The sequence below is a fragment of the Amycolatopsis sp. NPDC006131 genome, assembly GCF_040614175.1.
Taxonomy (GTDB): Bacteria; Actinomycetota; Actinomycetes; order Mycobacteriales; family Pseudonocardiaceae; genus Amycolatopsis_E; species Amycolatopsis_E tucumanensis.
Genome location: NZ_JBEXTX010000132.1, coordinates 1 through 20,162, shown reverse-complemented (window position 1 = coordinate 20,162; position 20,162 = coordinate 1). Strand labels below are relative to the sequence as shown.

Annotated in this window: 20 protein-coding genes; 12 read left to right on the top strand and 8 right to left on the bottom strand. The window is 72.8% G+C overall.

All coding sequences use genetic code 11. The features are described 5' to 3' along the window. The coding region (locus ABZ215_RS38375) for a hypothetical protein (protein WP_354955465.1) at positions 1–80 on the bottom strand (80 nt) is incomplete at its 3' end. Positions 81–249: 169 nt separating this feature from the next. Here ABZ215_RS38375 and ABZ215_RS38370 point away from each other — a divergent pair. From ABZ215_RS38370 to ABZ215_RS38355, 4 genes are all read left to right on the top strand, one after another. Continuing rightward, on the top strand, positions 250–822 hold the full coding sequence (locus tag ABZ215_RS38370; protein ID WP_354712696.1) for a TetR/AcrR family transcriptional regulator: 573 nt from the start codon (positions 250–252) through the stop codon (positions 820–822). 68 nt (positions 823–890) lie between these two features. Beyond that, the gene (locus tag ABZ215_RS38365; RefSeq protein ID WP_354712697.1) at positions 891–1,646 is read left to right on the top strand and encodes an SDR family oxidoreductase; all 756 of its coding nucleotides are present in this window, start codon (positions 891–893) and stop codon (positions 1,644–1,646) included. Between the two features lie 25 nt (positions 1,647–1,671). After that, positions 1,672–2,613, top strand: a complete 942-nt coding sequence (locus ABZ215_RS38360) for an asparaginase (RefSeq protein ID WP_354955461.1) — start codon at positions 1,672–1,674, stop codon at positions 2,611–2,613. Beyond that, on the top strand, positions 2,610–3,797 hold the full coding sequence (locus ABZ215_RS38355) for an aminotransferase class V-fold PLP-dependent enzyme (RefSeq protein ID WP_354955459.1): 1,188 nt from the start codon (positions 2,610–2,612) through the stop codon (positions 3,795–3,797). The genes ABZ215_RS38360 and ABZ215_RS38355 overlap by 4 nt, the downstream gene beginning before the upstream one ends. Before the next feature lie 4 nt (positions 3,798–3,801). Here ABZ215_RS38355 and ABZ215_RS38350 read toward each other — a convergent pair whose 3' ends face one another. Together ABZ215_RS38350 and ABZ215_RS38345 are read right to left on the bottom strand one after the other, a co-directional pair. Beyond that, positions 3,802–6,120 (bottom strand): ABC transporter permease, encoded by a 2,319-nt coding sequence (locus ABZ215_RS38350; protein WP_354955457.1) that lies wholly within the window; start codon positions 6,118–6,120, stop codon positions 3,802–3,804. Next, entirely contained in the window at positions 6,117–6,824 is a 708-nt protein-coding gene (locus tag ABZ215_RS38345; protein WP_027936529.1) for an ABC transporter ATP-binding protein, read from the bottom strand. The genes ABZ215_RS38350 and ABZ215_RS38345 overlap by 4 nt, the downstream gene beginning before the upstream one ends. Before the next feature lie 120 nt (positions 6,825–6,944). On the opposite strand from ABZ215_RS38345, the gene ABZ215_RS38340 reads away from it, so the two are divergent. Then, positions 6,945–7,742, top strand: coding sequence for a histidine kinase (locus tag ABZ215_RS38340; RefSeq protein WP_354955455.1), 798 nt, complete (start codon positions 6,945–6,947; stop codon positions 7,740–7,742). Beyond that, entirely contained in the window at positions 7,739–8,395 is a 657-nt protein-coding gene (locus tag ABZ215_RS38335) for a response regulator transcription factor (protein ID WP_237339853.1), read from the top strand. Before ABZ215_RS38340 ends, ABZ215_RS38335 begins: the two co-directional genes overlap by 4 nt. On the opposite strand, the gene ABZ215_RS38330 is transcribed toward ABZ215_RS38335, so the two are convergent. Together ABZ215_RS38330 and ABZ215_RS38325 are read right to left on the bottom strand one after the other, a co-directional pair. Continuing rightward, on the bottom strand, positions 8,362–10,674 hold the full coding sequence (locus tag ABZ215_RS38330; protein ID WP_354955453.1) for a glycoside hydrolase family 3 N-terminal domain-containing protein: 2,313 nt from the start codon (positions 10,672–10,674) through the stop codon (positions 8,362–8,364). The genes ABZ215_RS38335 and ABZ215_RS38330 overlap by 34 nt on opposite strands. Beyond that, entirely contained in the window at positions 10,671–11,690 is a 1,020-nt protein-coding gene (locus tag ABZ215_RS38325; RefSeq protein WP_027936531.1) for a LacI family DNA-binding transcriptional regulator, read from the bottom strand. Before ABZ215_RS38325 ends, ABZ215_RS38330 begins: the two co-directional genes overlap by 4 nt. Before the next feature lie 161 nt (positions 11,691–11,851). Between ABZ215_RS38325 and ABZ215_RS38320 the strand changes: the two genes are divergently transcribed. From ABZ215_RS38320 to ABZ215_RS38310, 3 genes are read left to right on the top strand one after another with little or no spacing between them, the layout of a single operon-like run. Further along, on the top strand, positions 11,852–13,138 hold the full coding sequence (locus ABZ215_RS38320) for an extracellular solute-binding protein (RefSeq protein WP_020422477.1): 1,287 nt from the start codon (positions 11,852–11,854) through the stop codon (positions 13,136–13,138). Next, the gene (locus tag ABZ215_RS38315) at positions 13,135–14,067 is read left to right on the top strand and encodes a sugar ABC transporter permease (RefSeq protein WP_027934744.1); all 933 of its coding nucleotides are present in this window, start codon (positions 13,135–13,137) and stop codon (positions 14,065–14,067) included. Before ABZ215_RS38320 ends, ABZ215_RS38315 begins: the two co-directional genes overlap by 4 nt. Next, a complete protein-coding gene (locus ABZ215_RS38310) occupies positions 14,067–14,885 on the top strand; it encodes a carbohydrate ABC transporter permease (protein WP_020422479.1) in 819 nt (272 codons plus the stop codon). Before ABZ215_RS38315 ends, ABZ215_RS38310 begins: the two co-directional genes overlap by 1 nt. On the opposite strand, the gene ABZ215_RS38305 is transcribed toward ABZ215_RS38310, so the two are convergent. Then, positions 14,854–15,159, bottom strand: a complete 306-nt coding sequence (locus ABZ215_RS38305; RefSeq protein WP_237339850.1) for a hypothetical protein — start codon at positions 15,157–15,159, stop codon at positions 14,854–14,856. The genes ABZ215_RS38310 and ABZ215_RS38305 overlap by 32 nt on opposite strands. A gap of 78 nt (positions 15,160–15,237) precedes the next feature. Beyond that, a complete protein-coding gene (locus tag ABZ215_RS38300; RefSeq protein ID WP_020422481.1) occupies positions 15,238–16,005 on the bottom strand; it encodes an IclR family transcriptional regulator in 768 nt (255 codons plus the stop codon). A 251-nt stretch (positions 16,006–16,256) separates the two neighbouring features. On the opposite strand from ABZ215_RS38300, the gene ABZ215_RS38295 reads away from it, so the two are divergent. Genes ABZ215_RS38295 through ABZ215_RS38285 form a run of 3 tightly spaced genes read left to right on the top strand, consistent with a single transcriptional unit; the run spans position 16,257 to position 19,140 of the window. After that, positions 16,257–17,147 (top strand): alpha/beta fold hydrolase, encoded by an 891-nt coding sequence (locus tag ABZ215_RS38295; protein WP_237339849.1) that lies wholly within the window; start codon positions 16,257–16,259, stop codon positions 17,145–17,147. Then, positions 17,144–18,295, top strand: coding sequence for a macrolide family glycosyltransferase (locus ABZ215_RS38290; protein WP_354955450.1), 1,152 nt, complete (start codon positions 17,144–17,146; stop codon positions 18,293–18,295). The genes ABZ215_RS38295 and ABZ215_RS38290 overlap by 4 nt, the downstream gene beginning before the upstream one ends. Then, positions 18,292–19,140 carry an alpha/beta hydrolase gene (locus ABZ215_RS38285; protein ID WP_354955448.1) on the top strand — a complete coding sequence of 283 codons (849 nt, stop codon included), beginning with the start codon at positions 18,292–18,294 and terminating at the stop codon, positions 19,138–19,140. Before ABZ215_RS38290 ends, ABZ215_RS38285 begins: the two co-directional genes overlap by 4 nt. On the opposite strand, the gene ABZ215_RS38280 is transcribed toward ABZ215_RS38285, so the two are convergent. Then, positions 19,076–20,011 (bottom strand): ADP-ribosylglycohydrolase family protein, encoded by a 936-nt coding sequence (locus ABZ215_RS38280; RefSeq protein WP_354955463.1) that lies wholly within the window; start codon positions 20,009–20,011, stop codon positions 19,076–19,078. The genes ABZ215_RS38285 and ABZ215_RS38280 overlap by 65 nt on opposite strands. Between the last annotated feature and the right edge of the window lie 151 nt (positions 20,012–20,162).

Sequence of the window (20,162 nt, the reverse complement as noted above, 5' to 3'; positions counted from 1 at the left end):
GGCATGCCGAGACGACTCGCCTCGGCGAACAGCGGGGCGATCTTCGCCGCACCGTCGAGCATCGAGTACTCGGTGTGCACGTGCAGGTGGACGAAGGAATCGTTCGACACCAGCAGGAACCTCCCCTTGTTTCACGCTGACTCCCGGCCTGGAGGGATCAGCCTAGCTCGCGGCACCGACGAAAAACGCGCCGACGTGCCGAGCGAAGTTTATTTGACCTCCAGTTCCAGTATGAGCTACGGTTCCGGCATGGCGAGATCGAAGGCCTTCGACGTGGACGCCGCCGTGGACAAGGCGATGGAGGTCTTCTGGGCGAACGGATTCGGCAGCACCACGCCCCAGCAGCTCGTCGACGCGCTGGGCATCGGGCGGGGCAGCCTGTACAACGCGTTCGACAGCAAGCACGCCCTCTACGAGCGGGCGTTGCGGCGCTACTACGAGCGCGAGACGGTCCGGCTGATCGAGGTGCTGGACGGACCCGGCCCGGCCCGCGAGCGGCTGCGCGCGGCGCTGGAGCTCGTCGTCGACGCGGCCCGCGAAGACCGGCGTGGCTGCATGATGGCCAACGCGGCGGTCGAGTTCGGCGCGGCCGACGAGGTGGTCAACCACCTGGTGCGGCGCACCTTCGAGCGGCAGGAGGCCGCCTTCCGCAGCACCATCGAGGAGGGGCAGCGGTCGGGCGAGATCGACCCCGCCGCCGACGCGCGGGCGCTCGCGTCGTTCCTGCTCACCACCATCAACGGCATCCGCGTGCTGGCCAAGGCCGACCCGGACCCGCACCGCCTCGCCGACCTGGCCGGCACCGCTCTGCGCGCGATCTGAACCCGCTGACCTGCGGCGTTTTTGCGCTGCCTTCATTTTGTAACTCTAGTTCAAGAAAGAGAGAGCACGTGGACCTGCAGTTGGACGGCAAGACGGCGGTCGTGACCGGCGCGAGCAAGGGGATCGGCCTGGCGGTCGTCCGCGCGCTGGCCGCCGAGGGCGTGACGGTGTTCGCGGCGGCACGCACCGTGAGCGAAGGCGTGCCGGTGCGGGCGGACCTGACGACCCGCGAGGGGGTGGCGCTGCTCGCGGAGCGGGCCGGGGACGTCGACATCCTGGTCAACAACCTCGGCGGCGTGACCATGGACAGCATGCGGGCGGGCGGTTTCCTGGACATCGACGACGAGGCGTGGCAGCGCACGTACGAGCTGAACCTGTTTTCGACCGTGCGGGTGACCAGGGCACTGCTGCCGGGACTCCTCCGGCGGCGCGGCATCGTGATCAACATCTCGTCGATCGGGGCGCGGGCGGCCTTCCAGCCGGTCGACTACGGCACGGCCAAGGCGGCGCTGACGAACCTGACGAAGGCGCTGGCCGAGGAGTTCGGGTCACGCGGCCTGCGCGCGCTGACCGTCAGCCCCGGCCCGACGCGGACCGCCAACTGGGCCGACCCGGAGGGGTACGCGGGCGAGCTGGCGGCCGCCGCCGGGGTCCCGCTGGCGGAGTTCCTGGCCGGCGTGCCCGCGTCGATGGGCATCACCACCGGCAGGCTGACCGAGCCCGAGGAGACGGCCGCGCTGGTGACGTTCCTCGCCTCGCCCCGCTCGGGCAACCTGACCGGCGCCGACTACCTGGCCGACGGCGGCGTGATCAAGACCGTGTAGTGACGAGCATCCGGTTGGCAGGCCGATGTGGCGCGGCGAGCCTCGGGGCGTGGTGATCCCCCTCGTTCAGGTAGTCCGCGACGGGCTCGTGGAAAGCGTCCACTTCGGATCGCGGGTCGTCCTCGGCCCCGGTGGCGAGGTGCTGGAGGCCGGGGGCGACGTCGACGAGCCGGGCTACCCCCGGTCCACGGCGAAGCTCATGCAGGCCGCCGGCATGGTGCGGCTCGGGCTCGACCTGCCGCCCGACCTGCTCGCGCTGGCGTCCGCGAGCCACTCGGCGGAGGAGTTCCACCTCGACGGGGCGCGCAAGATCCTCGGGGAGCTCACCGAGGACGACCTGCAGTGCCCCGCCCACCTCCCCCACGACCCGGTCCTGCACGACGTGTGGATCGCCGAGGGACGCGCGCCGCGGCGGCTCGCGCACAACTGCTCCGGCAAGCACGCCGCGATGCTCGCCACCGCGAAGCTGAACGGCTGGTCCACCCAAGACTACCTGGACCCCGCGCACCCGCTGCAGGTGAAGCTCGCCGAGACGGTGGCCGAGCTCACGGGCGAGCCGATCGCGCACACCGCCGTCGACGGGTGCGGCGCGCCGCTGTTCGCGATCTCCCTGCGCGGCCTCGCGACCGCCGTCCAGCGGGTCGCCACCGCCCCGCCGGGCACCCCGGAACACCGCGTGGCGGAGGCGATCCGCAGGCACCCGGAGATGCTGGCCGGCCCGAACCGGGACGTCACCCAGCTCATGACCGCCGTGCCCGGCCTGATCGCCAAGGACGGCGCCGAGGCCGTGCAGATCGCGGTCCTGCCCGACGGCGTCACGGTGGCGGTCAAGATCGCCGACGGCTCCGCGCGCGGCCGCATGCCCGCGACGCTGGCGGCCCTGCGCCGCTTCGCGCCCCGGTACGACTGGGACGACGTGGTAAACCGCTGTCCCAGCCTGCACGCGCCCAATATGGTCGGGCTGTGACGACACTCCGCGAAGAAGACGTCGACCGCTTCCGCCGCGACACCCCCGGCACGGACGAGGTCGTGCACCTCAACAACGCCGGCTCGGCCCTGCCGCCGCGGCAGGTCACCGACACGGTGCTCGACTACCTGCGGGAGGAGTCGGTGCGCGGCGGCTACGAAACCGCGGCCGCGCACGCCGACCGCATCCACGGCGTGACCGACGGGATCGCCCGGTTCCTCGGCGCGGAGGCCGCCGACATCTCGGTGACCGACAGCGCGACCCGGTCGTGGCAGGCCGTCTTCTACGCGTTCCGCTTCGAGCCCGGCGACCGCATCCTGACCTGCCGGTCGGAGTACGCCAGCAACGCGATCGCCTACCTGCAGGTCGCCCGCCGCACCGGCGCGGTGGTCGAGGTCGTCGAGGACGACGAGAGCGGCCAGCTGGACGTCGCCGACCTGGAGCGCCGCCTGGACGGCGACGTCAAGCTCATCGCGATCACCCACGTGCCGACCCAGGGCGGCCTGGTCAACCCGGCCGAAGAGGTCGGCGCGATCGCCGCGCGGGCCGGGATCCCGTTCCTGCTCGACGCGTGCCAGTCGGCCGGGCAGCTGGACCTCGACGTGCGCCGCCTGCGCTGCGACGCGCTGTCCGGCACCGGCCGCAAGTACCTCCGCGGCCCGCGCGGCACCGGCTTCCTCTACACGCACCCGCGGCTGCGCGAGCGGCTCGAGCCCGCGATGCTCGACCTGCACTCGGCCACCTGGACCGCGCCGGACACCTTCGAGATCGCGCCGGACGGCCGCCGCTTCGAGACCTGGGAACGCAACCACGGCCTCGTGCTCGGCCTCGGCGCCGCCGTCGAGTACGCCCTGGAGATCGGCCTGGCCGCCATCGAGGAGCGGGTCACCGCGCTGGCCGCGCGGCTGCGGGCGGACCTGTCGCAGATCGCCGGTGTCTCGGTGCACGACCAGGGCAAGCGCAAGTGCGGCATCGTCACCTTCAGCGTGGCCGGGACCGATGCGGCGGAGGTCCAGCGGGCGCTGGCCCAGGCGAAGATCAACACCTCGGTGGCGCGCCCCACCTCCTACCAGTACGACCAGGAGGTGCGGCGCCTGCCGGACATGGTGCGGGCGTCCGTGCACTACTACAACACCGAGGACGAGCTGCGCGCGCTGGCCGAGGCCGTGGAGCGGCTGGCGTAGCCGGTCATTCGCTGCGCAGGACGGCCGCGATGGGCGTCCGCGCGGCGCCGCGTGCCGGGATGAGCGCGCCCGCCACCGCGATGAGGATCCCGGCCAGTGCCAGCAGGGCCACCACCGGCGCGCGGTAGACGTCCAGGACGAACCCGAAGACGTCGGACTGGGCCGCGCGCATCATCGCGGGGGCGACCACCCGGTGCGCGAGGATCCCGAGCGGCACGCCGATCAGGCCGCCGACCAGTCCCAGCGCGCCCATCGAGGTCACCAGCATCACGGTGACCTGGCGCGGTGTCATGCCGATCGACTTCAGCATGCCGAGGTCGCGCCGCCGTTCGCGGGCGTTGAGGACGACGGTGTTGAACACGCCGAGCGCGGCGACGGCGCCCAGCACCAGGGTCAGGAGCGTGGCGGAGCTGATGAGCACCACGGCCTGGCTCGACGTGCCGTCGCGCGGGGGCAGCACGGTCAGGCCGGGGTCGCCGGCCTCGACCGCGGCCCGGTAGGCCTGCTGGTCGGTGCCCGGCGCGAGTTCGACCGTGTAGGTGTCGGCCCGCGCGGCCAGGTCGAGCAGCGTCAGCGTGGACCAGTCGGCGAAGATCGTGTCGGCGTTGTTGGTCAGCACGACGCCGACGATTCGCACCGGGGTGCGCTGCCCGGCGAGTTCCACGGTGACGGTGTCGCCGACCGCGAGCCCGCGCTGGTTGAGGAACCTCGACGGCACCGCCACCTGCCCCGGCCCGTCCGGCCAGTGGCCGCTCGTGACCTGGGGGGCGAGGGCCGCGGAGTCGCCGCGGGAGAACTCGATCGTCGCGGTCTGCTGCCCGCCGACCACGTTGACGATCTTCGTGGCCACCGCGGCGACGAGCTCCGCGCCGGGTGTCGTGCGCAGCAGCGCCTCGTCCTCGGCGTCGGTCAGCGTCGTCGCGGCGCCGGGCTTCGGCGACGCGCCGTCCGACAGCGCCGGCCCGCCCGCCACCACGTCGATGCGGTCCGGGTGGGACGGCCGCACCGCCGAGTTGTACGCGTTCACTGACAGGGTCACGCCGATCGCGAGGGTCACGGTGGTGACGCCGAGGACGACCGCGGCCAGCGTCAGGCCGCTGCGTGCCGGGCGCGCGAACGGCACCCCGAGGCCGAGGCTCACCGAGCGCGGCAGCCGCAGGCCGGACAGCCGGCGCTGGACGGCGAGCGCCCGCCCTGGCCGGGGCGCGCTGCCCGCGCTGATCGCCGCGGCCGCCGGCAGCCGGCGCGCCCGCAGCGCGGACACCAGCGCGGCCAACGCGACCACGGCCGGCATCCCGAGCAACGCCGCGACGTCCACCCAGACGTCGATGCCGACCGCTCCAGCGCCGAAGACCTGGAACGCGTCGGCCAGCAGCGGCCGCGCGACCGCGTTCCCGAGCACCGTGCCCAGCACGCACCCGGCGGCGGACGGGACCAGGACCATCACCAGGTAGACCCCCATCACCTGGTCCGGGGTGAAGCCGAGCGCCTTGAGCATCCCGATGTCGCGGTAGCCGGCCACCACCGCGCCGCAGACCACGTTGGCGACGATGAGCACCGCGACCGCGAGCCCGAGGAACCCGAAGACGACCAGGAACGGCACGTACACCCCGACTTCGGTGACGAGCTGCTGCTTCACCGTGAGGTAGGACTGCGCGCCGAGCAGCGCCCCGGGCGGCAGCCCGGCCGTCACCGCCGCTTGCCCGGCGGCGATGTCCGCGCCGGTCGCGGCCGCGGCGAACCGGTAGAGCACCTGGCTCGCGGTGGGCTGCAGCGCCGCCGCCTGGGCGGGGGTGACCCACGCGTCGGCGGACGCGCTCACCGAGTAGGCGAACCCGACGACGGTCAGCGCGGGCTGCCCCGGAACCTCGATCCGGCTCCCGAGCGGCACCAGGGTGGTGCCGGGGACCAGGTTCAGGACGATCTCGCCCGGCGCGGCCGCCCACCGGCCCTCCCACACGTCCACCCGGTCCACCGGCCCGCCGGGGTCCGCGCGCCCCACGGTGGTCAGGGACGGCCCGACGCGTTGCGCGCTCTGCGAGGTGTCGAGGGTGAGCTGGGCGAACGGCCCGGCCACCGCCTCGGCGCCCGCGGCGGCCCTGGTCAGCTGATCGTCGGTCACCTGGCTGCGGTCGAACGCCGCGACCAGGTCCGCGCCGCTCTGCTGCTCGTGCGCCCGGTCGAACGGGGCCGACGACGACACCAGCAGCCCGAGCGCCAGCACGATCGTCGCCGTGGAGATGGTCACGACCAGGCCGATCACCGCGGTCTGGAGCCGTCGGCGCCCCACCGCGGCCCGCGCCACCCGCCACACCGCGCTCACGGCGTCCGCTCCAGGCTGGTCTCGCGCGCGACCCGCCCGTCGGCGACCTCGACCACGCGGCTGGCGCACCGGGTGGCGAGCCGCTCGTCGTGCGTCACCAGCAGCAGCGTCTGCCCGATCTGGTTGAGGTCGAGCAGCAGGTCCATCACCTGCTCGCCGGACCGGCTGTCCAGCGCGCCGGTCGGCTCGTCGGCCAGCAGCAGCGCGGGCCGGTTCATCAGCGCCCGCGCGACCGCGACGCGCTGCCGCTCGCCGCCGCTCAACCGGGCCGGGTAGACGTTGCGGCGCCCGGCGATGCCGAGTTCGCCGAGCAGTTCGAGCGCGCGCTTGCGGGCCTGGCCGGCCGGGGTGCCGGTGAGCTGGGCGGCCAGCGCCACGTTGTCCAGCGCGGGCAGGTCGTCGAGCAGGTTGAAGAACTGGAAGATCATGCCGATCCGGCGACGGCGGAACAGTGCCAGCCCGGTCTCGTTCAGCTTCCCCAGGTCCTCGCCGTGCACGACGACCGAGCCGGACGTCGGGCGGTCGAGCCCGGCCACCATGTTCAGCAGCGTGGACTTGCCGCTGCCGGAGGGCCCCATCACCGCGACCGCCTCCCCGGCCCGGATCTCCAGGGAGACCCCGTCCAGGGCGACCGATTCGCTGTACTCCTTGCGCACGTCGGTCAACCGCACGACCGCGCCGTCATCTCTGGTCACGCCGGCCATCCTGCGGCCGAGTGCCCGGTGCGGGCATCGGTCCGGGGAGGTAACTCCCGGCGCGGGTCATCCCGGGGATGTAGTCCGGCGGTGGATGCGCGTCGCTCCGGGTCCTGACACAGTTGCCGGGTGTGGGAACTGGTTGTCGCCGCGCTGGCGTGCCTGGTGGCCGCCGCGCTGGCGGTCCGGCTCGGGCGCGCGCGGCGGGCGTTCGCGAGGGCGCTGGAGGAGCGCGGCTGGCTGCTGGAGCGGGAACGGGAGAGTGCGGCGCGCAGCGCGGTGGACGACGAGCGGGCGCGGATCGCGCGGGAGCTGCACGACATCGTCAGCCACAACGTGAGCGTGATGGTGGTGCAGACCGGGGCCGCGCGCCGGGTGCTCGCGACCGAACCCGCGCAGGCCGCGACGGCGCTGGAAGCGGTCGAGGCGGCCGGGCGGGACACGATGACCGAGCTGCGGAACCTGCTCGGCGTGCTCGCCCCGCCCGCCGACGGTGACGAGACCGCGGACCTGTCGCCGCAGCCCAGCCTGAGCAGGCTCAGCCCGCTGATCGACCGGATCGCGTTCGCCGGGCTGCCGGTGGAGGTCCGCGTGTCCGGCGAGCCGCGGCCGCTGCCGTCCGGAGTGGACCTGACGGCGTACCGGATCATCCAGGAGGCGCTCACCAACGCACTCAAGCACGGCGACGGGCGGCAGGCGGAGGTGACCGTGCGGTACTCCGACCGCTACCTGCGCGTCGAGGTGCTCAACAGCGGGCCCAGCGTGCTGTCCGGGGACGCCCCGGCCCCGTCCGGCGAGACCGAGGAGGGACGCGGTCTGCTCGGGTTGCGGCAGCGCGTGGCCGTGTTCGGCGGCGACCTGGACGCCCGGCGGCGCATCGGCGGCGGGTTCCGGGTCCGGGCGAAGATCCCGCTGGAGCGGCCGTGACCGGGCCGCGCGTGGTGATCGCCGACGACCAGGCCCTGGTGCGCACCGGGTTCCGCATGATCCTGGCCTCCGGCGGTGTCGACGTCGTGGGCGAGGCGGCGGACGGCGCGGAGGCCGTCGCCACCGTCCGCGATCTGGAGCCGGACGTCGTGCTGATGGACATCCGGATGCCGGCGATGGACGGCCTGGAGGCCGCGCGCCGCATCTTGGCGCGCGACCCCGGCTGCCGGGTGCTCATGCTGACCACGTTCGACCTCGACCGCTACGTCTACGACGCGCTCGCCGCGGGGGCCAGCGGGTTCCTGCTCAAGGACGTCACCCCGGAGCACCTGGTGGCCGCGGTGCGCCTGGTCGGCACCGGCGACGCGCTGCTGGCCCCGTCGATCACCCGGCGGCTGGTGGAGCGCTTCGCCGCGGCGCGACCACGTCCGGCGCTGCACCGCGACCTCGCCGTCCTGACCCCGCGCGAACTGGAGGTTCTCACCCTCGTCGCGCGGGGCCGGTCGAACGCCGAGATCGCCGCGGAGCTGACGCTCAGCGAGGCGACGGTCAAGACCCACGTGGCCCGCATCTTCGCCAAGCTGTCGTTGCGCGACCGCGCCCAGGCCGTCGTCCTCGCCTACGAAACCGGGCTGGTCTCCCCCAGCGACTGAACGGGCGTGGTCAGCACGCGGTCGTGCCCGGCCTCGCGCACCGGGCCGGTCAGCTCGAACGCGGCGCGGCAGGGCAGGTCGTCGGCCGAGCGGCCGGCGAACACCTCGATCGTGCCGGGTTCGACGATCCGGCGCAGGTCCAGTCCGGTGAACGCGAGCCGGTCGGCGTGCAGCCGGAACGTCACCGTCCGCGCCTCCCCCGCGCCGAGGGTGATCCGCGCGAACCCGGCCAGCTGCCGCACCGGGCGGGTCACCTGCGCGAGCACGTCATTCACGTACAGCTGCACCACCTCGTCCCCGGCGCGGTCGCCGGAGTTGCGCACCCGCACCGAGACCTCGACCTCGCCGTCGGTCGGCACCTCACGCGCGCTCAGCGTCAGGTCCTCGTAGTCGAACGTGGTGTAGGAAATGCCGTGCCCGAACGGGAACAGCGGGCTCGGGTCGAGGTTGCTGATGCCCTCGCTGTTGCCGCCGAGCGGGGGCTGCAGGTAGGTGCTCGGCTGCGCGCCTGCCACCCGCGGCACCTGCACCGGGAGCCGTCCGCCGAAGTTCGTCCGTCCGGACAGGACACCCGCCAGCGCCGGGCCGCCCTCCTCGCCGGGCATGAACGCCTGCACCAGTGCCGCCGCCCCGGTGTGGTCCCCCAGCGCGTACGGACGGCCGGACACCACGACCACCACCACCGGCGTGCCGGTGGCCAGCAGTTCGGTCAGCAGCCCGTCCTGCACGCCGGGCAGCCGCAGGTCCGGGGCGTCGCAGCCCTCGCCGGAGGTGCCCTCGCCGAACAGGCCCGCCCGGTCGCCGACCACGGCGATGCACACGTCCGCGTCCCGCGCGGCTTCCACCGCTTCGGCGAAGCCGGACCGGTCCTCGTCGCGGATCGGGCAGCCGGCCGCCGAGGTGATCACCGCGTCCGGCAGTTCCGCGCGCAGCGACTCCAGCAGCGACGGCGCCTCGACCCCGATGCCGTACTCGGGATAGCGCGGCAGCACGTGGTTCGGGTACGAGTAGCAGCCCATGAACGCCAGCGGGTCGTCCGCGCAGGGGCCGACGACCGCGATCCGCTTCGCGCGCAACGGCAGCGTGCCGTCGTTGGCGAGCAGCACCACCGACTTCTCCGCCAGCTCCCGAGCGATCGCCCGGTTGCGCGGCGAGTCCAGGTCCACCGGCCGCGCCCGCGGCGCCCAGTCCGCGTCGAGCAGGCCCAGCTCCGCCTTCTGCCGCAGCAGCCTGCCGACCGCACGGTCCACAAGGGACTCCGGCACCTCGCCCGAACGCACCAGCTCGATGAGTTCCTTGCCGTAGCACAGGGTGTCCGGCAGCTCGACGTCGATGCCCGCGGCCAGCGCGAGCGCCCCGGCCTGCCCGGTGCTGTCGGCGACCCGGTGCATGCTGCCCAAGAACGCGATGGCCCAGTAGTCGGACACCACCACGCCCTCGAAACCCCACTCGTCCCGCAGGATCCCGGTCAGCAGCGGTGCGTTCGCCGCCGCGGGCACCCCGTCGAGGTCGACGTAGGCGTTCATCACCGACCGCGCCCCGCCCTCGCGGATCGCCATCTCGAAGGGCGGCAGGATCACGTCCCGCAGCTCCCGCTGGCCGATCGACACCGGCGCGTGGTTGCGGGCCGCGCGCGACGCCGAATACCCGGCGAAGTGCTTGAGCGTGGCGACGATCCCGTTGCGCTCCAAGCCACGCACGTACGCGGCGCCGAGCGTGCCGACCAGGTACGGGTCCTCGCCGAGGGTCTCCTCGACCCGGCCCCACCGGTAGTCCCGCACGACGTCCAGCACCGGCGACAGGCCCTGGTGCACCCCGGAGGCGCGCATGTCGTCCGCGATCGCCGACGCCATCCGCTCGACCAGTTCCGGGTCGAACGTCGCCGCCCACGCCAGTGCCGCCGGGTACACGGTGGCGCCGTAGGTGGTGAACCCGGTCAGGCACTCCTCGTGCACGATCGCCGGGATGCCCAGCCGGGTCTCCTCGACGATCTCCCGCTGCAGCGCCTCGACCCGCGCCGCGCCCTCGGCCGCGCTGACCGGCGCCGTGCCGAACACCCGCGTCAGGTGCCCGATGCCGTTCTCCCGCGCCTGCTCGAACGGCACCCCGCCACGCGCGAAGACGTCCTGCATCGGCGCGACGTTGCCGTTCAGCTGCTCGTTGCCCGGCCATGCGCTGCCCAGCTGCGCCACCTTCTCCTCGAGGGTCATCTCCGCCAGCAGCGCCTCGGCTCGGGCTGCGGCGGGCAGCGCGCTGTCACGCCAGGTCGGTTCCGTCATGGTGCTCCTCGCAGGTTCGTCGTCGAATCGCGCACCACCAGGTTGGTGGCCAGCTCCACGTGGTGGGAGTCGAGGGTTTCGCCGGCAGCGAGCCGCATCAGCGTGCGCAGCGCGACGCGGCCCATGTCCTGCAACGGCTGCCGCACTGTGGTCAGCGCGGGCGTGGCCAGCTCGGCGAGCATGGTGTCGTCGAACCCGACGACCGACAGGTCCTCGGGCACGCGCAGTCCCCGCCGCCGGGCCGCTTCCATCACGCCCAGCGCGGTCGCGTCACTGCCGGCGAACACGGCGGTCGGCGGCTCCGGCAGGTCGAGCAGCCGCCCGCCCATCTCCAGCCCGTCCGGGTAGCCGAAGGCGCCGTGCAGGATCAGCCGCGGATCGACGGTCACGCCGGCGTTCTCCAGCGCCGCGCGGTAGCCGTGCTGGCGGGCCTGGCTGCAGGAGGCCTGCACCGGCCCGCCCGCGTAGGCGATGCGCCGGTGGCCCAGCTGCAGGAGGTGCTCGGTGGCGGACACCCCGCCGTTCCAGTTGGTCGCGCCGACGCTGGTCACCTCGACGCGCGGCAGGTTCAGCGGATCGATGACCACGAGCGGCAGCCCGGCGCGCGCGAAGCCCTCGACCTGGGCGCGGGTCAGCTCGGAGGTGACCACGATCAGCCCCTCGCGCCCGGCCAGGCGCAGGCGCCGCGCCCAGTCGTCGTCGTCGGACTCGGGCAGGCGCCCGACCACGACGTCCACCCCGGTTTCCGCGCCCGCCTCGGTGACCCCGCGCAGGACCTCCAGCGAGTAGGGGCTCACCAGGTCGTCGAACACCAGGTCCACCACGCGCGCCGGCCCTACCGTGCGCCGACCGGACTGGGGCACGTAACCCAGTTCCTTCAACACGTCCTGGACCCGCTGCCGGGTCGCCGCCGCCACGTCGCCGCGACCGTTGAGCACCTTGGAGACGGTCGGCAGCGAAACCCCGGCGGCCTCTGCGACCATCGCGAGCGTCGCGCGCTGGGAACCGGCAGGCACCGCACCCTCCAACCAAGTTTCTTGCCGAAAAGTTTCAGGCGACTATAACGCTATTTTCCTTGCCGAAACAGCTCTTGACGCGTCCGGGTGGGCCGCATATCTTCCGACACACACCAGAGTGTTTCCGAAAACTTTCGGACCTTCGATGGGGAAGGCGCATCATGACACTGGTCAAGCGGCGCACCGCCGTGATCGCGGCCGGACTGGCCGCGGTTCTCTCCCTCACCACCGCGTGCGGCTCCAGCGGTCCGTCCGGCGGGGGCGGCGCCACCGCGTGGGCGCTCACCGGCGGCGACGAGCAGACGTTCCGGACGTCCTTCGAGTCGTCCGGGGTCGACGCGCAGTACTTCGGCAACGACGCGTACAAGCAGAAGATCCGCACCGCGATCGGTGCGAACGAGGCGCCGACGCTGGTCTTCAGCTGGAGCGGCGGCCTGCTCAAGTCCTGGGTGGACTCCGGCAAGATCATGGACCTGTCCGCCGAGGCCGCGAACGACCCGGCGTTCGTGAACCGGTTCCTGCCGTCGGTGGCGCGCACCGGCGTGCTCGACGGCAAGACCTACGCCGTGCCGAACAACGGCATGCAGCCGGTCGTGCTGTTCTACAACAAGGAACTGTTCGACCAGATCGGCGCGCAGCCGCCGAAGACGTGGGACGACATGATGGCCCTGGTGCCGCGGTTCAACCAGGCCGGCATCGCGCCGTTCTCCCTCGGCGGGCAGAGCAAGTGGCCGCAGCTGATGTGGGAGGAGTACCTCGTCGACCGCATCGGCGGGCCCGAGGTGTTCAACAACATCGTCGCCGGCAAGCCCGGCGCGTGGTCGGATCCGGCGATCATCCGCGCCAACACGATGATCCAGCAGCTCGTCGACGCCGGCGGCTTCGTCCGCGGCTTCAACTCGATCGCGACCGACAGCAACGCCGACACCGCGCTGCTGTTCACCGGCAAGGCCGCGATGTACCTGATGGGCTCCTGGGCCTTCCCCACCATCAAGCAGGCCGACCCCGAGTTCATCTCGAGCGGCAAGCTCGGCTGGACCACGTTCCCCACCGTGTCCGGCGGCAAGGGCGACCCGGCGAACATCGTCGGCAACCCGGCCAACTACTGGTCCGTCTCGGCCACCGCGAGCGAGGAGCAGAAGCAGTCGGCGCTGCGGTACCTGCGCGAGGACCTGATGAACGACTCCTACGTCGACTCGCTGCTCGCCGGCGGTTCGGTGCCGCCGCTGACCGGCATCGAGGACAAGCTCGCGAAGACCGAGGACCCGCAGTACCTGTCCTACGTGTACGAAATGGCGAGCAAGGCGCCGAACTTCCAGCTGTCCTGGGACCAGGCGCTCTCCCCCGGCCAGGCCGACGCGCTGCTGACCAACCTGGAGCAGCTGTTCCTCAAGCAGATCACGCCGGAGCAGTTCTCCGCCAACATGAACGCGACGATCGGGCAATGAGCACGGTTCTCGAACAGCGGGACCGGGCGCCGGCACGCACGCCGGCGCCCGGCCGCGGCCGGCTGCGGACCGGCCCCAGCCCGCTGATGGCGGTGCCCGCGCTGGCGTTCTTCGGGGTGTTCGCGATCGTGCCGCTCGGCGGGGTCGCGGTGCTGAGCTTCATGGAGTGGGACGGCATCGGCGACCCGTCGTGGGCCGGGCTGGCGAACTGGGCCGCGGCGCTCGCCGACCCCGCGACCTACCACGCGATCTGGCTGTCCGTGCAGGTGATGGTGGTCAGCTGGCTGGTGCAGACGCCGATCTCGCTGCTGCTCGGCGTGCTCATCGCCGGGCGCGGCCGGTACCGCGCGCTGCTCGGGGTGCTGTACTTCCTGCCGATGCTGCTGTCCGCGGCGGCCATCGCGATCGCGTTCAAGGCGCTGCTCGACCCGAACTTCGGCATGAGCCGCGCGTTCGGGCTGGACTTCCTGTCGCAGGACTGGCTCGGCGACCCGACACTGGCGTTGTACGTGGTGATCTTCGTGATCGCCTGGCAGTTCGTGCCCTTCCACACGCTGCTCTACCAGGGCGGGGTGCGGCAGATCCCGAAGTCGCTGTACGAGGCGGCGGAGCTGGACGGGGCCGGCCGGGTGCGGCAGTTCTTCCACATCACGCTGCCGCAGCTGCGCTACACGATCATCACGTCGTCGACGATGATGCTGGTCGGCTCGCTGACCTACTTCGACCTGGTGTTCGTGCTGACCGGCGGCGGTCCGGGCGACGCGACGCGGATGCTGCCGCTGGACATGTACCTGTCCGGGTTCTCCGGCAACGACATGGGGCGGGCGAGCACGCTCGCCGTGCTGCTGGTGGTCGCCGGGCTCGCGCTGGCGCTGGGGTTGTCGAGGCTGTCCAGCTTCCGGCGGGGCAGCCAGCTGGAGGGGGCGTGATGCGGACCCGTCCGAACTACCTCGGCGGCCTCGCCGGGTTCGTGTGGCTGGCCGTCGTGCTGGTGCCGGTGTACTACGTGGTGGTGACGAGCCTGCGCAACCAGCGCGGGTTCTACGACGCGAACCCGTTGTCGGTGCCGACCTCGCCGACGTTCAGCGCGTACGAGCTGGTGCTGCGCAACGACTTCTGGCGCTACTTCGCCAACAGTGTGGTCGTGACGCTGGCGACGGTGGCGATCGCGGTCGCGGTGGCGTTGATGGCCGCCTACTACGTGGTGCGCGGCACGACGTGGTTCTCGCGGTTCACCTACCGCGGCTACCTGCTGGGCCTGGCGATCCCGATCCAGGCGACGATCATCCCGGTGTACTACCTGATCACGCGGGCGCAGCTGTACGACACGCTGCTGGCGATCATCCTGCCGTCGGTGGCGTTCGCGATCCCGCTGTCGGTGATCATCTTGGCGAACTTCCTGCGGGACGTGCCGAACGAGCTGTTCGAGTCGATGCGGGTGGACGGCGCCGGTGACTGGCGGATGCTGTTCAGCCTGGTGCTGCCGATGATCCGGCCCGCGGTGGTGACGGTCGCGGTGTACGACGGGCTGAACGTGTGGAACGGGTTCCTGTTCCCGCTGATCCTGACGCAGAGCCCGGACCAGCGGGTGCTGCCGCTCGCGTTGTGGTCGTTCCAGGGGCAGTTCCGGGTGAACATCCCGGCGGTGCTGGCGGCGGTCGTGTTGTCGACGCTGCCGGTGCTGGCGCTGTACATCCTGGGCCGGCGGCAGCTGGTCAGCGGCCTGACGGCGGGTTTCGGGAAGTGAGGTCGCGGACGGGCAGTAGTTCGATGGCCGCGCCGGACCGTTCGAGCAGGTGCGCGTGCTCGGCGCGCCTCGGGTCGGCCCGGTAGGCCTCGAACTCCTGCTCGCCCGGGAACCCGACGAGGTGCACCTCGGTGCCGTCGTCAAGGGATCGGACCCGCCGCTCGAGGCGGCCGCCGTACTCGGCCAGGAGGGGCAGGACGGCGTCCTCGTAGGCGTCGAAGGCTTCCGCGCCGCCTCCGGGGAGCCGCGCGATGAGCAGGAACGTGATGGTCATGGGCTCATCCAACCCGGCCACCCTGTTGGGCCGCTCCCACTCCCGGCACCAAGTTGCCGCGCAGCGACACGACCCGCATCACCGCCCGCGCACCACGCCCCGCACATCCGCCGCCGACGGCGCGCCCAGCGCACGCGAGATCCCCCGCGCCGCGGCGGTCATCACCGGCACCAGCGCCCTCGGCTCGCACTCGTCCACGTGCACGACCAAGCCCAATGCGGCCACCACCTCGTCACCGGCACCGCGGATCGGCGCCGCGATCGCCACCGCCTCCAGCGTCAACTGCTCCTCCGCCACCGCGACCCCGGTGCGCCGCACCTCCGCCAGCACCCGCCGCAGCTCCCGCGCGTCGGTGATCGTCTTGTGCGTGAAGCGCTTCAGCGGCGCCTCCAGCACCTGCTCCTGCACCTCGCGACCCGCGTGGGCCAGCAGTGCGAGCCCGGTCCCGGTGGCGTGCAACGGCCACCGCTGCCCCAACCGGCTCAGCACCGTCACCGTGCCGCGCGCCCGCAGCGTCTCGACGTACACCACCTCGTGCCCGTCCCGCACCGCCAGGTGCACGTGCGCCCGCGTGGAGTGGAACAGGTCCTCCAGGAACGGCTGCGCCAGTTCGCGCAGTTCCAGCCCGCGCGGCGCGAGCGCGGCCAGCTCCAGCAGGTGCAGCCCGATCCGGTAGCGGCCGTCGTCGTCGCGTTCGAGGGCGCCCCAGTTCACCAGCTCACCGGCGAGCCGGTGCGCGGTCGTCAGCGAAAGCCCCGCCCGTCGGCTGATTTCGCTCAACGTGAGCAGGCTGCGGCCCGGTGTGAACGCGTCGAGCACGGCGAGCAGCCGTCCCGCCGCGGTCATGGGGATCGGTCTCCGCACAGCCCTGTCCACGGCGGCTCCTCCGGGGGTCGGCGCTGACTCCGTCGGTTCCATCCTTGATCGTGTGCCGCCGCTCATACAACGGGCCTTCCGCATGGTGGAAGCCCTGTTGCGCCGTGGTCACACGCGCGAGTGGTCAAGTTGGCTCGATCGAGTTTCCGCGGCGCGCCCGCGGAGGACGACGTGGTTACGTGGCGGACCCCAAACCCCGACCACACCGAGGAAGATCGCTTGTGACGGCAACGACCACCCGGCAGGAAACCGTCCCGCTCACGTTCGGCGGATTCGAGTTCGCGGGCCGCATCGTGCGCGGCGGCGGCAGACTCGCGCCGATCGTCCTGGTGGGCGGCGCGTTCCAGCACAAGGACGCGTGGGGCCGGGTGGAACGCGATCTGCTCCGGCACGCCGACGTGATCACCGTCGACCTGCCCGGCTGGGGCGCGGCGGACCGGCTGCCGCCCGGCTACGGCGTGGACTTCCTCGCCGGCGCGCTCGGCCACCTGCTCGACCACGTCGCGCCGGAGCCGGTGCACGTCGTCGGCGCCTCCTACGGCAGTGGTGTCGCGCACCGGTGGGCGCAGCTGCGGCCCGAACGGGTGCGCCGCCTGCTGCTCGTCGGCACGATGACGCACGTGACCGGGCGGCTGCGCCGGCGCATCGCCCGCAGCGTGGAGCTGGCCGAGCAGGGCAGGCACGCGGAGTTCACCGCCGAGGTGCTGGACCTGATGCTCAGCCGCGCGCCGGGCATCCGGCGGCAGGCCGCGGTCCGCCGGTGCCTGGACAGCCTGGTGGGCGCGATGACCGACGCCGACGTCGCCAAGTACCTGGACAACACCCGGCGGCTGCTCGACCACCCCGGCGACGACGGCCGCGTCCTGCCCGTCCCCGTGCTGGTCACCACCGGGGAGCACGATCCGCTGACCACGCCGGTCCTGAGCCGGGCGGCCGCGGCCCGGTGCGCCGACGCCCGCTTCACCGCGATCCACGACGCCGACCACCTCGTGCACCTGGAGCGGCCGGCCGAGGTGGTGGACCTCGCGTTGCGGTTCTTCGCCGGTGAGCCGCTGTCCGGTCTGCCGTACTGCACCCCGGTCGAGCACGTGGTCTGCGGGGTGGCGCGGTGAAGCACGCCCTGTTCGTCAACGTCGCCGACCACGGGCACGTCAACCCCACCCTCGCCGTGGTGTCGGAGCTGGTGTCGCGCGGCTGGCGGGTGAGCTACGCGGTCGGCGCGGACTTCGTCCCGCAGGTGCGCGCGGCCGGTGCTGAACCGGTGGTGCTGCCGGACGTCCGGGACGGCAGCCCGCCGCCGGAGGACCTGATGGCGGGCGTGGCGATGTACCACCGGGACGCCGAGGCCGCCCTCCCCGTGCTGGAGGCCCTCGGCGAGGTGCCCGACGTGGTCGCCTACGACTTCGTCGCGTTCGCGGGCAAGGTCCTGGCGCGCAAGCTCGGCTTGCCGATGGTGCAGCTGTCGCCGACGCACGCGTTGTTCCCCGGCTGGGAGCGGATCGCGTTCGGCGTCGAGAACCTCTCGGACCTGCCGGTGTACCAGCGGTTCCAGCGGTTCCTGGACGCCAACGGCCTCGGCTGTTCGGTCGAGGAGTTCCAGGCGGTGGGCGACCCGAAGGTGGTGTTCGTGCCACGGGCGTTCCAGATTTCGCCGGACCTGCTCGGGCCGGAGCACACCTTCGCCGGTCCCGCGCTGGGCGACCGGTCGTTCCAGGGGTCGTGGCGGCCGCCGGCGGGGAAACCGGTGCTGCTGGTCTCGCTCGGGTCGTGTTTCACCGACCAGCCGGACTTCTTCCGGGCCTGCCTCGACCTGGCCGCGGGTTTGGGCTGGCACACCGTGATGGCGATCGGGCGGCACATCGATCCGGCGTCGCTGGGGCCGGTTCCGGACGGGGTCGAGATCGCGCCGATGGTGCCGCAGCTCGACGTGCTGGCCGCCGCGTCGGCGTTCGTCACGCACGCCGGGATGGGCAGCCTGCTGGAAGCCCTGTACCACGGGGTGCCGATGGTCGCGGTGCCGCAGATGGCCGAGCAGCGGCTGAACGCGGCGCGCCTCGCCGAGCTGGGGCTGGGTGTCACGCTCGACCGCGCGGAGGTGTCGGCGCAGACGCTGCACAACGCGGTGCTGCGGGTGTCGTCCGACGCCGGCATCGCGGCGAACGTGGCGGGCATGCGGGAGATCGTGCGGGCGTGCGGTGGGGCGGCGGAGGCCGCGGACGTGATCGAGAAGGCCTCGGTCCGGGAAGGAGCCGCGCTGTGACGACCCTGGAGAGCCCGGTCCGCGACGTCATGCTGGAGACCGACCGCGGCCGGTTCGCCGCGTGCCGGGCCGGGTCCGGCGAGCCGGTGGTGCTGGTGGCCGGGTACCTGGGGTCCAAAGAGGACTTCGCGCCGCTGTTGCCGCTGCTGGCCGCCGCCGGGTACGCGGCGTGGGCGGTCGACCACCACGGCCAGCACGAAAGCCCGGGCTCCGACGATCCGAGCGCGTACACGTTGTCCGCGATGGCGCAGGACTTGCTGGCGGTGATCGGCGAGGTCGGCGAGGGCGAGCCGGCGCACGTGGTGGCGCACTGCGCGGGCGCCGCGGTCGCGCACGCCGCCGCGGTGGCCCTGCCGCGGGCGGTGCGCAGTTTCGCGCCGCTGGGCAGCCTGCTGACCGGTTCGGAGAAGGAGACGGCGTTCCTCACCTGGTGCGCGGACGCGGTCGCCGCGGAGGGGGCGGCGGGCTTGCACACCCTGGTCGACCACTGGGTCCGCACGGATCCGGACCGGGCGGACCTGATGCGGGCCCGGTTGTCGACCACGCGCACCGGTCACCTCATCGGGTTCGCGCGGCTGCTGTGCGGGCCGCGGGCGGGGGTCGGCGAGCTGGCCGGTTCCGGGGTGCCGCTGTTGTTCGTGCACGGCGCGGACGACGAGTTCACCGGCTCGCCCGAGGAGTACCAGCGCACGGCCCGCCGGTTCGGCCGGGACGCGGTCGCCGTCGAGGGCGCCGGCCACTGCGTGCAACTGGACCGTCCACAGGAGACGGCCGCGGCGCTCACCGGGTTCTGGCGCGCAGTTTCAGCAGATCGTCGGCGAGTTCCGGCAGCGGAAGGTCGTTGACCTCGGTCACCGTGCGGACGGCTTCCTCGGGGAACGCGCCCGCGCCGGTGCAGGCGCCCGCGATCGCGCCGGCGATGGCCGCGATGGTGTCCGTGTCCCCGCCGAGGCTCGCCGCCGTGCAGCACGCCTGCCACGGGTTTTCCGCGTGGCGGAGCACCGCGAACGCGGCGGGCACCGATTCCTGGGTGGCGACGCTGGTGCCGATCAACGCGGGCACGTCGGCCGGATCCATGGTGCGGCTCCAGCGGATGCGCGCGGCGACGTCCCCGGCCGCGACCCAGTTCCCCCGCTTGGCGGCTCGTTCCGCGGCTGCCACGGCGAAGTCGATCGCCTCGGGCAGACTCGCCCCGTCGACGCCCGCGCTCACCGCCGCGGCGACCGCGGCAGCCCCCGCGAGGGCGACGCCCGTGTTGTGGGTGACCCAACTGGCTTCGACCACGCTGTCCACGAGCAGGTCGAGGTCGGCCGGATTCGCGATCCCCACCGGGGCGATGCGCATGGCCGCACCGTTCGTGGTGCCGTACTTGCCGGCCTTCTCGAGAGCTTCCCCCGCGGCGACGGCCGTGAGAGCGGCGCGCGTGGAGGGCCCGAGCAACCCCCGGATGCCGCGGCTGCGCAGGTCCCGCTCCCACTCCAGGAGCGCATCGGCGAGCCCGTGCGGATCGATCCGCCCACCCCCGGAGACCAGCAGCCGCGCGACGATCACCGCCTGCTGGGTGTCATCGGTGACACCGCCCGCAGGCAACCCCCGAGCCGCCGCGAAGCCCGTGACAGGTTCGATTTCCGCCGGCGACAGTCCTTCCGTGGGCATACCGAGCGCATCCCCGATGGCCAGACCCGCCAGGGCCGCCAAAGCACGTTCCCTCACCACCCCACGATCCCACCACCGAAGACGGCGCGCCAGCGCCCGCTTTGAACACAACTGAAGCTGGGTGGTCATCCCGTCGCCTGACACGCAACGATCACCTTGAGCCAGGGCCGCAACCCAGGCTGGGTCCGGCAGCCGAAAGCACAAAGCTTGC

What these genes read in the sequence shown, in the direction of transcription:
- ABZ215_RS38370 (WP_354712696.1), top strand. Translation starts at nt 250, where the DNA reads ATGGCGAGATCGAAGGCCTTCGACGTGGACGCCGCCGTGGACAAGGCG.
- ABZ215_RS38360 (WP_354955461.1), top strand. Translation starts at nt 1,672, where the DNA reads ATGTGGCGCGGCGAGCCTCGGGGCGTGGTGATCCCCCTCGTTCAGGTA.
- ABZ215_RS38345 (WP_027936529.1), bottom strand. Translation starts at nt 6,824, where the DNA reads ATGGCCGGCGTGACCAGAGATGACGGCGCGGTCGTGCGGTTGACCGAC.
- ABZ215_RS38330 (WP_354955453.1), bottom strand. Translation starts at nt 10,674, where the DNA reads ATGACGGAACCGACCTGGCGTGACAGCGCGCTGCCCGCCGCAGCCCGA.
- ABZ215_RS38320 (WP_020422477.1), top strand. Translation starts at nt 11,852, where the DNA reads ATGACACTGGTCAAGCGGCGCACCGCCGTGATCGCGGCCGGACTGGCC.
- ABZ215_RS38315 (WP_027934744.1), top strand. Translation starts at nt 13,135, where the DNA reads ATGAGCACGGTTCTCGAACAGCGGGACCGGGCGCCGGCACGCACGCCG.
- ABZ215_RS38310 (WP_020422479.1), top strand. Translation starts at nt 14,067, where the DNA reads ATGCGGACCCGTCCGAACTACCTCGGCGGCCTCGCCGGGTTCGTGTGG.
- ABZ215_RS38305 (WP_237339850.1), bottom strand. Translation starts at nt 15,159, where the DNA reads ATGACCATCACGTTCCTGCTCATCGCGCGGCTCCCCGGAGGCGGCGCG.
- ABZ215_RS38300 (WP_020422481.1), bottom strand. Translation starts at nt 16,005, where the DNA reads ATGACCGCGGCGGGACGGCTGCTCGCCGTGCTCGACGCGTTCACACCG.